Source organism: Micromonospora sp. LHW51205 (assembly GCF_003315815.1).
GTDB lineage: Bacteria > Actinomycetota > Actinomycetes > Mycobacteriales > Micromonosporaceae > Micromonospora > Micromonospora chalcea.
The window spans coordinates 806,770-820,627 of record NZ_QMEZ01000003.1; the positions used below are offsets into that span (position 1 = coordinate 806,770).

The window sequence follows — 13,858 nt, forward strand, 5'->3', positions numbered from 1 at the left end:
CTCCCCCGGTCACCGGCGCAGGTGGCCGATGCCGTGCTGGTCGAGCCAGGCGACAGTCCGCGGTACGAACGTCGGCGCCCCCGAGCCGGCGCTGACGTCGGTGGCGACCAGCGGCACCTGGGCGGCGACCGGGAGCAGCGTGGACCGCCAGCAGGCCGGCGTGGCGCAGGCCGAGCGGTCGTCGACGCGCCAGGCGGCGGCCACGCTGCGGCCGTCCGGGTCAGCCGGGCGATATTCCAGCCACCGGCTCAGATCGTTGCCGCCGTCGATCCCGGCGGCGAGGACCAGGTTGAACGAGCCCTGGACGCGAAGCAGGCGGATCTGCTCCTGCACGCCGAAGGGCGGCAGGCCGGTGCCCGTGCACGAGGTACCGCCGTCGCGCCAGCAGGTCCAGACCGCCGCGGGATCGGTGCCGCCGGCCGCCGGGAAGTCGTACGGCGAGATGTCGAAGACCACTGCGTTGTCGTCGCCGAACACCTCCGCCGCCGCGCTCCAGAACGTGCGGGTGGCGGAGATGTCGCTCTGCCGCAGCGACACGACGGGTGTGATGCCGGCCCGGACGAGCCGGTCGACGTACCGGGCCGCCTCGTCGAGGTAGCCGACGCGGTTCTGCCGATCGGCAGGGCTGCCGGTGTAGGCGTAGCAGGCGTCGCTCAGCACGACCCGTACCGCGTTGACGCCGCGGGCCCGCAGCGCGCCTACCGACGCGTCGTCGACCGGGCCGTCCCAGTGGATCGGTCCCCATGCGCATTCGCCGGGCGCGGCCGACCGGATGATTCCACGGGGCCGGTACGGCCTCGGACTGGCTGTGACCGTGAGGATGCGGTTGCCGAACGCCTTCAGCGCAGGCGCGGCGCCGGGCGCCTGCGGCGGGAGCACCCGGATGCCGCGGACCTCGGCGGTGGCCTGGGCGCCGCTGCTGTCGTAGGCGGTGGCGGTGACGCGGGTGCCGCTGTTCGCCGCCACGCCGCGCCAGTCGAACGCGTACGGCGCGGTGGTGTCCACGGCGAGCAGCCTGCCGCGCTCGCGGAACTCGACCCGCTCGATCCGCCGGCCGGGCGCCGCCGTGGCCTCGGCACGGATCGGGATGACGCCCGGCGCGGCGAAGAAGTCATTGGGCAGGGGCGAGGTGAGCGCCACCGACGGCCCGCCCGGCAGTGGGCTGGGCCGCGGGCTCCCCGAGGCCGGCGGCGGCGACGAGCCGGTCGGGTCGGCGCCGTCCCCGTCGCACGGCTGGCCGCTCAACACCCAGTCGGTCGGCTCGGGGTCGGCACCCTGGTAGTTGCCGCCGAACCGCACCGTCACCGAGGCGCCGGTCGGCAGCGTGGATCCCGCCGGCGGACGGAGCATGGTCATCGGATACATCTCGCCGCTGCCCAGCGTGTATCCGTCCGGCAGCCGGTCGAGGCCCATGGTGATCGTCTGACCGTTCGCCTGCCGGAACCGCAGCCACCAGTCGGTGACGGGAGCGCCCAGGTTGGTGACGGTGAGCTCGGCCCAGAAGCCGCTGGACCACTCCCGGGTGATGGTGTAGTCCACCGTGCACGCCGTCGCGGCGTAGGCCGGCCGCAGCGCCATCGTCATGGCCCCGCCGACGACGACCGCGGCTGCTGTAGCCAGCGCGAAGATCCTGCGTCGCATCATGCCCCCGTAACATCGACATACATCACTTCATGCAGCCTCGGCGCTCCGGGCACGGCCTGTCAAGGGCTGAACCGGGCCCGGGCCGGGCGGAACGGCGCGGCGTTCCGCCCGGCCGGCGGCTCAGCGTCCGCGCAGCTCGGCCGCGGCGGCGACCAGGTGCTGGAGGGACGCCTCGACCTCGGGATAGCCGCGCGTCTTGAGGCCGCAGTCGGGGTTCACCCACAGCCGCTCGGCCGGCACCGCGGCCACGGCCCGGCGCAGCGCGCCGACGACCTCGTCGTGGGACGGCACCCGGGGTGAGTGGATGTCCCAGACGCCGGGCCCCACACCCCGGCGGTATCCGATCGCGGCGAGGTCGTCGAGGACCTCCATCCGGGAGCGGGATGCCTCGATGCTCGTGACGTCGGCGTCGAGGGCGTCGATGGCCGTGATCACCTCCCCGAACTCCGAGTAGCACAGGTGGGTGTGGATCTGGGTGTCGTCGGCGACTCCGCAGGTGGCCAGGCGGAACGCCCCGACTGCCCAGTCCAGGTACGCCTTCTGGTCCGCCCTGCGCAGTGGCAGCGTCTCACGCAGCGCCGGCTCGTCGACCTGGATGACCCGGATACCGGCTGCCTCGAGATCACGGCACTCGTCGCGCAGGGCGAGCGCGACCTGGTCCGCAGTGTCTGCCAGTGGCTGGTCGCTGCGGACGAACGACCAGGCCAGGATCGTGACCGGGCCGGTGAGCATGCCCTTGACCGGCCGGTCGGTCAGCGACTGCGCGTAGGTGGACCAGTTGACGGTCATCGGCGCCCTGCGTGCCACGTCGCCGTAGATGACGGGCGGACGCACGCATCGGGAGCCGTAGGACTGGACCCAGCCGTGTTCGGTGGCGGCGAACCCGTCCAGCTGCTCGCCGAAGTACTGGACCATGTCGTTTCGTTCCGGCTCGCCGTGCACGAGCACGTCCAGGCCCAGCCGCTCCTGGAGCCGGACGACGTGCTCGACCTCGGCGCGCATCCGCTGCGTGTAGGCGGCGTCGTCGAGACGCCCGGCCCGGTGCTCGGCACGCGCGCGGCGCAGCTCGTCGGTCTGCGGGAACGATCCGATGGTCGTGGTCGGGAGGGGCGGCAGGTTCAGCCGGGCCTGCTGTGCCGCCGCACGCTCCGGGTACGCGCCGCGCTGCCGATCCGTGGCGCGCAGCGCGGCGAGCCGACCGCGTACGGTGTCGTCGCGCCAGGCGGCAGGGGTGGGCGGCAGCGGCTCGGGCAGGGACGTGGTGCCGTTGCGCAGCGCGCGGCCGAGCCGGACGACCTCATCGACCTTCTGCCGGGCGAAGGCGAGCCGCTGACGCAGCGCCGGGTCGAGAGCGGTCTCGGCGGACAGGTCCTCCGGCACGTGCAGCAGCGAGCACGAGGTGGACACGGCGACGTGGTCGGCGAGGGCGGTGACGGCGGCACCGGCCGCCACGGCGGCCCGCAGGTCGGTACGCCAGACGTTGCGGCCGTCGACGAGGCCGGCCACGATCGTCTTGCCGCGCAGTGGTCCCGCACCGGCCAGCCGCCGCAGGTTGCCGGGCCCGGCCACCAGATCCACGCCGACCGCTTCGACCGGCGTGTCGAGCAGGGCGGGCAGCGCGTCACCGAGCTCGCCGAAATAGGTGGCGACGAAGATCGCCGGCCGCTGTTCCACCGCGCCGAGCCGGGTGTACGCCTCCCGCAGCGCGTCGATCTCGGCGGCGCTCCGGTCGGCGACGTAGGCGGGTTCGTCCAGCTGCACCCATCGCACGCCCGCCGCGGCAAGGGATCGCAGGATGCCGGCGTACACGTCGACCAGGTCGGTCAGCCGGTCGAACGGTTCGCCGCGGGCCTCGGTGGGCTTGGCCAGCAGCAGGAATGTCGCCGGCCCGACCAGCACCGGCCGGCTGTCGATTCCCAGCTCGCGGGCCTCGCGGTACTCGCGCAGCGCCTTGTCGGGATTCGGCGCGAAGGTGGTGTCGGAGCCGATCTCGGGAACCAGATAGTGGTAGTTGGTGTCGAACCACTTCGTCAGTTCGAGCGCCGGCTCGGCATCGACGCCCCGGGCCATGGCGAAATAGGTGCCGAGGTCGCCGAGGCCGAGACGGGCGAACCGGCGCGGGATCGCGCCGACGGCGACGGCCGTGTCCAGCACGTGGTCGTAGTAGGAGAACGTGTTGGACGGGATCGCGTCCAGGCGCGCGTCGCGCAGCGTCCGCCACACCTTCGCCCGTAGCGCGGCAGAGGTCGCCGCCAACTCCTCGGCGTCGATCCGGCCCGCCCAGTAGGCCTCGACGGCCCTCTTGAGTTGCCGGTTGCCCCCGATACGTGGATAGCCCAGCACGGTGCTCTGACCGAATGCGGTACTCATGGAGATCCCTTCCCTCGAAGCACACGAGGCCGATCGAGGCGGGGAGGGAAGGGGCACAGACGGCGTACCGGCTTCCGCACCGGCCGTCCCGAGCGACCGTCGGCGGCGCACACCGGACGGTGCGCGCGGTGCGGGCAGGTCTTCGGACTCGCGGGCGCGACCGGATCCACCCGGTCACCTACTGGCCGTCGCTTCCCAGACCTCACGGTCCAGTGCTTCGATGACGGCTGTCGTTCCCACTCACCGCTGCGGGGCAGTCCCGGACTCACACCGGGTTCCCTCTTACGACGCCACACCCTTCACGGGCACGGCGAACCAGCACCGTTGTCCATCGTATGGGGCGGTGAGCCGACGTGGTCGGCGCGTCCGTCCTGCGGGACGGCGAGCCGTCGCGGCGGGTGGCGGGAGCGACTCGCGGTCGGCCCCCGCCCCCCGTCGCAGGGCCGGTCAGCCCTTGCGCCACTTCTGGCCGGCCGTGCCCGTGCAGTCCCAGAGCTGGAGCCTCGCGCCGTCGTTGCCGTTCCGGTCCTTGATGTCGACGCACTTGTCGGCCTGAAGGTTGACCAGGTCCCCGGCCGAGTTCAGGGTGAACTGCTGGGCGCCGGTGCCGTTGCAGGTGTAGAGCTGCACCACCGCCCCGTTGGCGGTGGACCCGGCGTCGACGTCCATGCACTTGTTGTTCTGGCTCTTCAGCGCCGTGCCGCTGAACGTCCACTTCTGCGCGTTGGTGTTGTTGCAGTTCCACATCTGCAGCGGCGCGCGGTCGACGAAGTTGGAGCTCGGCACGTCGATGCACTTGTTGTTCCAGTTGCTGACCACGGGCACCCCGGTGGCCGGGTTGCCGCCCCCACCGCCGGTGAACGGGCTGAGGATCAGTCCGGCCGAACGGGGGTCGCCGTCGTGCACCAGTGACTCGAATCCGCCGACGTCGTCGAAGGCGAACGCGTACGCCCGGCCGTCGGTCATGTTGGCGTGGATCAGGCGGGCGTACTGGTTGGTGGGGTTGCTGCGGTAGAAGTCGGCGGCGTTCGTGCTGGGCTGGGTGTCGATGGTGCCGAGCGTGCCTCGGTTGAGGGCCGCGCAGAGCGTACGCGAGATCGGGCCGACCACCTGGTCGTTCGGCGCGGGCAGGTCGCCGTCGCATCCCCAGACGCTGGCCGAGGAGGGCCGGTTGAAGGAGGCGACCACCTGGCCGCTGCCGTTTGTGAAGGTCATGGTGTTGCCCGAGGTGCGGCCGTAGTACCGGATGGCCGGCTGGTCGGCGAAGGGCGCCACGGTCAGCGTCTTCGTGGTGTACGCGTTCCACGCGGAGGCGATGTAGGAGTCCAGATAGGTGGTGCTCAGCAGGCCGGCCCCGGCCGCCTTCCCCGGAGCCAGGACGCGCAGCACGGTCCCGTCGGAGCGGGTGTGGACGGTGTTGGCCCAGCCCGGCTGCGCCCGGATGCCGTCGATGACCGCGTTGCGTCCGTTGGCCACCACGTCGCCGGTGCGCTTGGTGACGCCGTTGGCGCCGGTCACCGTGACCGCGTGCGGGATCGCGAACATGTCGACCTGGGAGCTGTTGAGCCACAGCCCGGAGTCGTTGTAGGTGAACTCGCTCCAGTCGAAGAGGATGTCGCGGTTCGCGTCACCGGCCGCCCAGGGCGCGGGCTGCACCAGCCCGTCCGGGGTGAGGAAGAACTTCAGCTTCTGCCCGAGGGCGAAGTAGGCCCGGCCGGAGAAGCCCCGGGGGAACTGGATCGTGGTGCTGCCGCCGTTGCCGGGGCCCGGTATGGAGACGTCCGGCGCGGGCGACGGCGGGATCTGCCCGCCGCTCCACGGCACGAAGGCGCCACCGGCGGTGACGTAGCCGAGCCGGCCGGAGGACAGCTGGACGCCGATGACGTAGAGGTAGACCGGGTCGGTGCGACCGGTGGTGTTGGTGACGGTGACGGGTAGCAACGCCGGTCCGACCGCGTGGGCGGGCGTGGCGACGACGGTGCCCGCGAGCCCGGCGAGCAGTGCGGACGCGGCGGCGAGCAGCTTTCTTCGAAGACGCATGGCGACACCTCGCTGGAGACAGGGACGGGAGAGCGCTCTCTCAGCAGGGTCCAATTGTTAATTTTGTTTGTCAATAGGCGATCACCGATGGACGCGAGACCGTCACGGGCGGGGCACCCGCCGTGCGGCGGTCGGGTCCGGCGGGACGACGTGCTTGGCGGTCTCGTTGGCGGCGACGTTGACCAGGGTGACCGCGGCGAGGGCCGCCAGCACCACCGGCGGGAGCGCGGCGAGTCCGAGTGGCCCGGACAGTGGGCTGAAGGGCAGCGCGACGGTGACCGTGATGAGCAACAGTCCGGTGCCGGCGAGCGCGGCGGAGGGGCGGCTGCGCAGGAAACTCCGATTGGAGCGCAGCACCAGCAGCGCGATGATCTCGGTGGCGGTGAACTGGACGAACCAGGCGGCGCGGAAGACGTCGGTCGACACGTGCCACCACCAGCGCAGGGCGCCGAGTACGAGGAGGTCCACGGCGATGCTGATCGAGCCGTACACCAGCATGAACCTGCGGATGGTCCGGACGTCGACGGTACGCGGATGCTGGATCTGCTCGGGATCGGCGTAGTCGGTGGACAGGGTGGTGTAGGGGATGTCGGAGAGGAAGTTGAGCAGCAGGACCTGACGGGGCAGCAGCGGCAGGAAGGGCAGCAGGAGCGCGGCGATGCTCATGCTGACGACGTTGCCGAAGGACGCGCTGGTGTTGACCCGGATGTACTTCAAGGTGTTGGTGAACGTGCGGCGGCCGAGGCGGATGCCGTCGGCGATCACGTCGAGGTTCTTGTCGAGCAGCACGATCGCCGCGGCCTGTTTGGCGACGTCGACAGCGGTGTCGACGGAGATGCCGACGTCGGCGGCGTGCAGCGCGGGAGCGTCGTTGATGCCGTCGCCGAGAAACCCGACGACGTCGCCGCGTTGGCGCAGCGCGGTCAGGATGCGTTCCTTCTGCAGCGGGTCCACCTCGGCGAACACGGTGACGTCGGCGATCCGCTCCGGCAACTGGTCGTCGGGGCAGGCGGCGAGGTCGGCGCCGACGAGCGGTTCGCCGGCGAGGTCGACGCTGGCGGCGACGTGCCGGGCGGCGTGCCGGTTGTCGCCGGTGACCAGTCGGACCGTGACGCCCATGTCAGCGAGCCGGCGGATGGCGGCGGCGGCGTCTGCGCGGGGTGGGTCCTGGAAGGCGAGCAGCCCGACCAGCGTCATCTCCCGTTCGTCGGCGACGGCGACGGCTGTGGCGCCGGGCATGGCTCGCACGGCGAGGCCCAGCACCCGGTCGCCCTGGTCGCTGAGCGCGGCGAACCGTCGCAGGACCCGCTCGCGTACCTCGTCCAGCGGTACCGTGCCCGCGGCGGTGCGTGCGGTGGCGCAGACGTCGAGCACCGCGCGTAGCGCACCCTTGGTGACCAGGATCGGCTCGTCTCCGTCGCGCACCAGCAGGGACAGGCGCTGGCGGGTGAAGTCGTAGGGCGCCTCGGCGATGCGGGTGCCCGGGTCGGCGGGTGGTTGCCCCCTCATGATCGCCGTGTCGACAGGGTTGGGGAATCCACGCTGGAGGCCGGCGTTGAGCCTCGCGAGCCGGGCCACCTCGGCGTCCGGCTCACCGTCGACCGAGAGGCAGCCGGTGAGGGTGACCGTGCCGGCGGTGAGGGTGCCGGTCTTGTCGGTCAGCAGCACGGTCATGGCGCCGAAGTCCTCGATGACCTCGAGGCGCTTGACGATGACCCGGTGCGCGGCCATCGCACGGGCGCCGGCGGAGAGGCTGACCGCGACGATCGCCGGCAGCATCTGCGGGGTCAGCCCGACGGCGAGGGCGAGCGAGAACAGCAGGGAGTCGATGACCGGGCGGTGCAGCAGCAGGTTGGCGACGAAGATGCCGACCAGCAGGACCACCATGATCCGCACGAGCAGCAGCCCGAAGCGGGTCAGCCCGCGCTGGAAGCCGGTGCTGGCGGGGCGGGAGGCGACCCGGCGGGACACCGCTCCGAAGGTGCTGTCGCGGCCGGTGCGCATCACCACCGCGCGCGCGGTGCCACTGGCCACGTGCGTACCCATCCACAGCGCGTTGCCGCGCGCGGTCAGCTCCGCGTCCGGCGGCGACGGGTCGTCCGACTTGGGTACGGGGAACGACTCGCCGGTAAGCACCGCCTGGTCGACCTGCAGACGTTCCGCCTCAACGATCCGGCAGTCCGCCGGGACGACGTCCCCGGCGCGCAGCACCACGAGGTCGCCGACGACGACCTCCTCGACCGGTACGGACACCTCACGCCCGTCGCGGATCACCTCGGTGTCCACCCGGACCCGGGCCTGCAACGCGTCGACGGCCCGCCCGGCGGCGTGTTCCTGCCAGAAGCCGAGGCCACCGCTGGCCGCGACGATGGCCAGGATGATGGTGCCGTCGATCAGATCCCCGACGGCCATCGACAGCAGGGTCGCGGCAATCAGGATCAGGATGATCGGGCTGGTGAACTGCGACAGCAGGAGCCGCCAGCCCCGCCTGGCGCCCGCGTCGACCCGGTTGGGCCCGTGCTCGCGCAGCAGGGCGGCGGCGCGTTCACCGGTGAGCCCGGCCGTGGAGGCTCCGACGGCGGCCACGGCCTGCGGCAGCGGCCCGGCCCAGAACGCCGCGCGCCCGTCGTCTGCTCGCCCCACTGCGCACTCCGCGGTCGCCGGCCACCCCCACGAGCGACGCTACCGATCCGCCCCACCGCGCGCGGGTGATTGGCCTGCCCGCTCACCGTCGGCCGGTTCGCGCCGTGCCCTCTGCCACGCCCGCAGCGCCACGCCGACGCCGATCAGGGCCAGCAGCGCCCACTCCCCGATGCCCAGTTCCCGTTCCAGATAGCGGTAGGAGGCGGCGCCCAGGTAGCCCAGCAGCGCCACGGCCGTCGCCCACACCAGGCCGCCGGCCAGGTTCGCCCGCAGGAACACCGGCCACCGCATCCCACCTGCGCCGGCGATCATGGGAACCACGGCGCGCAGCACCGCCACCCAGCGTCCGATGAGCACCGCCCGCGCCCCGCGGCGGGCGACCAGGCGGCGGGCCCGCGCGATGTCGAGGCGCCGGCGCAGCACTCGCGGGGCGCGGGCGAGCACACCCGCGCCGTACCGGCGGCCGAGGGCGTACCCGGCCTGGTCACCGAGGCAGGCCCCGGCCGCCCCGGCGGCCACCACCGCCCACAGCGGCAGCGCGCCACCGTGGGCCACCAGCCCGCCGATCAGGATCGCTGTCTCACCCGGTACGACCAGCCCGAGCAGCGTCGAGGACTCCAGGGCCGGCAGGACGATCACCAGGGTCAGGACGAGCAGCGGCGGCAGCCCCACGAGCACCGCCAGGATCCTGTCCACCCGATGATTGTCGCCCCGGAGAGTGGCCGGTGAGAGAGAAGCGGCTCCCGCGGGCGGACGAACCGTAGGGTTCGGGTCGACGGCAGGGACGGTGCCGGACGAGGGGCGGCCGAGGACCGGTGGGAGCGCGTACGCATCGCCCGTCGCCGGCGTTGCTGGTCAGCCTGACCGTCTCGGCGTGCCTTCTGGCGGCGCTCAGCGCGGCCGTACGCAGCCACCGGGTGCCTCGCTGGGAGCAGGACCTGTTCACCCTGCTCAACCACCTTCCGGCCGGGCTGACCCCGGTCCTGGTCCTGGTCATGCAGGTCGGCTCGTACCCGGCGGTGTTCGTCGCCGCCGCAGCAGCCGTCATCGCACGCCGCATCGGCGCCGCGTGGACTCTCCTGCTGGCCGGGAGTCTGGCGTACTGGCTCGCGACAGCCGTCAAGGCCGCGGTCGCCCGGCAGCGGCCCGCGGCGCTGTTCACCGACGTGGTCCTGCGCGAGACGATCACCGGACGCCTCGGGTACCCGTCGGGACACGTCGCGGTCGCCACCGCCCTGGCGCTCGTCGCCGCGCGGGCCGGCGGCCCCCGGTGGCGCCGCGCCGCCTGGGTGGTGATCGGGCTGGTCGCCGTCGCGCGGATCCACGTCGGAGCGCATCTGCCGATCGATGTGGCCGGCGGTGTCCTCGTCGGCTGGCTCGCGGTGTGTCTGGCCCGACTCGTGGTCGGCGAGGTCGGGCCGCAACGGTCGGTGCCCGCACTGCGGGCGACGCTGCGGCGGCGCGGGATCGAGGTGGCATGGTTGGCGCCGATCCACGGCGACGCCCGTGGCTCGCAGCCGTGGCAGGCGGTCACCACCGGCGGTCGGCGACTGTTCGTCAAGGTGACCGGTGGCGAGCAACGCGACGCGGACTGGGTCTACAAGCTCTACCGGCGGATGCGCTACCGCCACGTGGCCGACGCGCCGCCGTACCTGAGCGCACGGCAGCAGAGCGAACACGAGACCTGTCTGACCCTGCTCGCCGCGCGTGCCGGCGTGCGGATACCGGCCGTCGTCACGACCGCCGCCGCGCCCGGCGGCGACGCCGTGCTGGTGCAGGAGTTCATCGACGCCGCCCCGCTGGACGCCGTCGTCGGGCCGGTCCCGCTTGCCGCCGTACGCGACGCCTGGGACCAGGTGGCGCGTCTGCACCGGGTGGGCATCGCGCACCGGGACCTGCGGGCCGCGAATGTGCTCGTCGGCCGGGACCACGTCTACCTGGTGGACCTGGGCTTCGGCGCCGACGACGCCTCGGCCGAGCAGCGGGCCCGCGACGTCGTCGAGCTGATGGTCGCCCTGGCCGGCCGGGTCGACCCGGCCGGCGTGGTCGATGCGGCGATCGACCACCTGGGTGTCGCGGCGGTCGCGGACAGCGTGCCGTTCCTGCAACCCGCGGTGCTGTCCCGCGCCGGCCGGACCGCCCTGCGCGCCCGGCCCGGCATGCTCGACAGCCTTCGCCAGGAGATCCTGCGACGCAGCCCGGACCGCGACCGCCCGGCGGCGAAGGTGGTCCGGATCAGCCGCCGCACCGTCCTGGAGCTGCTGGTCCTGGGGTTGGTCGTGCACCTGCTGCTCCCCCAGCTCGGCGAGATCCGCACCGCCCTGGGTCTGATCGTGCACGCCAACCCGGTAGCGGTCGCCGCGACGCTGCTCGGCTCCGCTCTGACCTACCTGCTCAGCGGTCTCGTGCTCCGGTTGGCCACGGCCGGCCGGGTCCCGCTGGGCGAGGCCACCCTGGTGCAGGTGGCCGCGTCGTTCGCCAACCGGCTGGCGCCCGGCAGCCTCGGCGGCGCCGCGCTCAGCCTGCGTTACCTGCACCAGAAGGGACTCGTCGCCGCTGACGCGGGCACCGCCGTGGCCGTCTCCCGCGCCGCCGGCGTGGTGTCCGTCGTGCTGCTGCTGCCGGTGCTGCTGCCGTTCGCACGCCAGCCCGCCCGCATCCTCACCCACGACGCGGCCAGGGCACTGCCGCTGCTACTGGGCGCCCTGGCCGTGCTGCTGGTCCTCGCCGGCGTGCTCGCCGTACCCCGGGTCCGGCGGCGTGGACGCGCCGCGGCCGGCCAGGTCGTGACCGCGCTGCGCGAACTGCGCCACCAGCACGGGCTGCGGTGGCTCGTCGTCGCGTCGACGGCGCTCACCCTCACCTATGGCCTCTGTCTCTACGTCGCGCTGATCGCCGCCGGCCCGGTCCCGCTGGCCCACCTGCCCCCGGTGATCCTGGTCTGCCTCGTCGGCGAGGGTGTCTCGTCCGCCGCGCCCACCCCCGGCGGGCTCGGCGCCACCGAAGCCGCGCTCGTCTCCGGTCTGCTGCTCTACGGAGTGCCACTGGACGCCGCCGTCGCGGGCACCCTGATCTACCGTCTCGCGACGTTCTGGCTCCCGGTACCGCCGGGATATCTGGCCTTCCGGCTCCTGACCCGGCGCCGGCTGCTGTGAACGCCGGCGCCGGCGGGCGATCGTGGGCGGGGCCGGAGCGGCAGTGGCGATCCGCGCGTCTTCGGCCGTCTCCCGAGCTACGCCCGGCCGGGTCAGCCGGCCAGCGCCCGGCGACAGCGGGCGAGTTCCGCGCGCAGATCCCGGCGCAGGGCCCGGTCCAGGCCGGGCTGGGCGAGCGCATGGGCGAAGTCGCGGGCCGCCTCGTCCCACCGGCCCAGCCGGGTCAGGGCCGTGCCCCGGTTGTAGCGCGGCACGGGGGCCTCCGACAGCGCCACCGCCCGGTTCAGGTCGGCGAGCGCGGCGGCCACGTCGCCGCGCTCGAACCGGGCGGCGGCCCGGTTCGTCCACGCCTCCACCAGCCCGGGGTCCCCGCTCAGGGCCCGGGTGAGCAGTTCGTCGGCCTCGGCGGGCCGGCCGCGCTCGGCGAGAACCAGGCCCAGGGTGCACAGCAGCGCGGGCTCGTGCGGAGCGCCGGCCAGCCCGGCCCGTGCGCCGGCCTCGGCGGCGTCGAGCTCGCCGCGCTCCACGTGCAGGTTGACCAGGGCGATCCGGGCGTCGAGGTGCCCGGGTTCGATGGCGAGCACCCGCTCCAGGTCGGCGCGCGCCCGCTCGGGGCGGCCCCGCTCCTGGTGGAGCACGGCCCGGTTGTAGTACGCCTCGGGCAGGTGCGGTCCCAGCCGGATGGCGGCGTCGTAGTCCCTGATCGCGGCCCGGGTCCGGCCCGCCGCCCGGTAGAGGGCGGCGCGGTCCACGTAGTACTCGCAGTTGTCCGGGTCGTGCGCGATCACGGTGTCCAGGTCGGCCAGCGCCCGCGCCGGGTCGCCCAGCGCGAGGTGAACCTGCGCCCGGTTGTGGCGCAGCCGGGCCAGGTCCTGCGGGCGTTCGCCGGGCCCGAGCGCGGCCGTCAGCCGGGCCAGTCCGTCGTCGACGAGCCGCAGCGCGCGGTCGGGCCGGCCGGCCCGGCTGTCCAGCAGCGCCAGGCCCTGCTCGTAGAAGACCGTCGACAACAGCCGCTGGCGTGGGTCGGCCAGCTCGGCGGCGAGGTACAGCGCCCGCTCCAGCCACTGCCGGGCCAGCGCCGGGTCCTGCTCGGCCACCGGCAGGTGCCGGGCGTGCAGCATGGCGGTGGCGTACGCCGCCGACATCGTGATCTTCGGATCGTCGGTGACGGCCCGCGCCTCGTCGTAGAGGTCGAGCGCCTCGGCGGCCCGGTTCAGGGCCGCCAGGGCGGTGGCCAGGCCGGTGGTGAACGCCCACCAGTGCCGCAGGTCGCCGTCGGGGGTGACCGTCGCCCGCCCGCGCCGGGCGACCCGGGCCGCGTGGTGGTAGTAGCCGCGGGCCAGGCTGTCGCCCAGGGCCCGCCGCAGCGCCTGCGGGGTGCGCCCGTCGGGCGCCGGGTCGGGGGCGCCCTCGTCGCGCAGGTCGAGGCGCACCGGGGAAGGCCCGAGCCGGCGGGCCAGCGCGTCCAGCAGCTCGGTGGTCGTCTCGTCGGCGCTGGCGACGTGATCGAACCGGACGGTCACCGGCCGCCGGAGCGTGCCGGCCCAGGCCGCCACCAGCTCCGCCGCGCCGTAGGCCAGGCAGGCGGTACGGCGGGCGGGGTGGAAGCGGATGGGCTCCTCCTCGGCGGCCGGCCGGGCCGCCGGATCGAGCCGGGGGGCGATCGCGCGCAGTTCGACCGCGTGCCGGGCCGCCAGGCGGGGCCGGTCGGCGGCGACCCGACCCAGGAAGACCGAGACCCCGGCGTACGGCCCGTGGTCGCGGTGGCAGTCGTAACGTTCCGGCCCGCCGGTCACCGCAGGGCCCACCGCCGCAGGGGCGGGCGCCCGGAAGCGCCCGCCGGACCGGCAGTTACCAGCACCACTCGATCCACAGCCGGCGTGCGCCCGACACCAGGCGGAGCGCAGAAGTGCGACGGATGGTCATTCTCCTCATAGGAACCTCCGATGTGATCCACCTCAGGACTGGCCCAGAGCGTAATCCCGGTCGATGTAAATAAGAAGGGT

At 73.6% G+C, this 13,858-nt stretch carries 7 protein-coding genes and 1 riboswitch; of the genes, 1 reads left to right on the top strand and 6 read right to left on the bottom strand.

Annotation, left to right across the window (positions count from 1 at the left end; genetic code table 11):
- Nucleotides 1-9: 9 nt before the first annotated feature.
- The 5 genes from DQE82_RS15710 to DQE82_RS15730 form a co-directional block, all read right to left on the bottom strand.
- The gene (locus tag DQE82_RS15710) at nt 10-1,644 is read right to left on the bottom strand and encodes an Ig-like domain-containing protein (RefSeq protein ID WP_113973069.1); all 1,635 of its coding nucleotides are present in this window, start codon (nt 1,642-1,644) and stop codon (nt 10-12) included.
- 120 nt (nt 1,645-1,764) lie between these two features.
- Complete coding sequence (gene metE / locus DQE82_RS15715; protein ID WP_113973070.1) at nt 1,765-4,014, bottom strand: 5-methyltetrahydropteroyltriglutamate--homocysteine S-methyltransferase; 2,250 nt, start codon at nt 4,012-4,014, stop codon at nt 1,765-1,767.
- A gap of 115 nt (nt 4,015-4,129) precedes the next feature.
- Nucleotides 4,130-4,349, bottom strand: a riboswitch (cobalamin riboswitch).
- 112 nt (nt 4,350-4,461) lie between these two features.
- A complete protein-coding gene (locus tag DQE82_RS15720; RefSeq protein WP_043322876.1) occupies nt 4,462-6,054 on the bottom strand; it encodes a beta-1,3-glucanase family protein in 1,593 nt (530 codons plus the stop codon).
- Nucleotides 6,055-6,156: 102 nt separating this feature from the next.
- Nucleotides 6,157-8,697 carry a magnesium-translocating P-type ATPase gene (gene mgtA, locus DQE82_RS15725; protein WP_113973071.1) on the bottom strand — a complete coding sequence of 847 codons (2,541 nt, stop codon included), beginning with the start codon at nt 8,695-8,697 and terminating at the stop codon, nt 6,157-6,159.
- Nucleotides 8,698-8,736: 39 nt separating this feature from the next.
- On the bottom strand, nt 8,737-9,393 hold the full coding sequence (locus DQE82_RS15730) for a DedA family protein (protein WP_113973072.1): 657 nt from the start codon (nt 9,391-9,393) through the stop codon (nt 8,737-8,739).
- A 119-nt stretch (nt 9,394-9,512) separates the two neighbouring features.
- On the opposite strand from DQE82_RS15730, the gene DQE82_RS15735 reads away from it, so the two are divergent.
- Nucleotides 9,513-11,852: a lysylphosphatidylglycerol synthase domain-containing protein gene (locus DQE82_RS15735; protein WP_113973073.1), complete on the top strand. Its 2,340-nt coding sequence runs from the start codon at nt 9,513-9,515 to the stop codon at nt 11,850-11,852.
- 92 nt (nt 11,853-11,944) lie between these two features.
- On the opposite strand, the gene DQE82_RS15740 is transcribed toward DQE82_RS15735, so the two are convergent.
- Entirely contained in the window at nt 11,945-13,660 is a 1,716-nt protein-coding gene (locus DQE82_RS15740; protein ID WP_233514680.1) for a tetratricopeptide repeat protein, read from the bottom strand.
- Between the last annotated feature and the right edge of the window lie 198 nt (nt 13,661-13,858).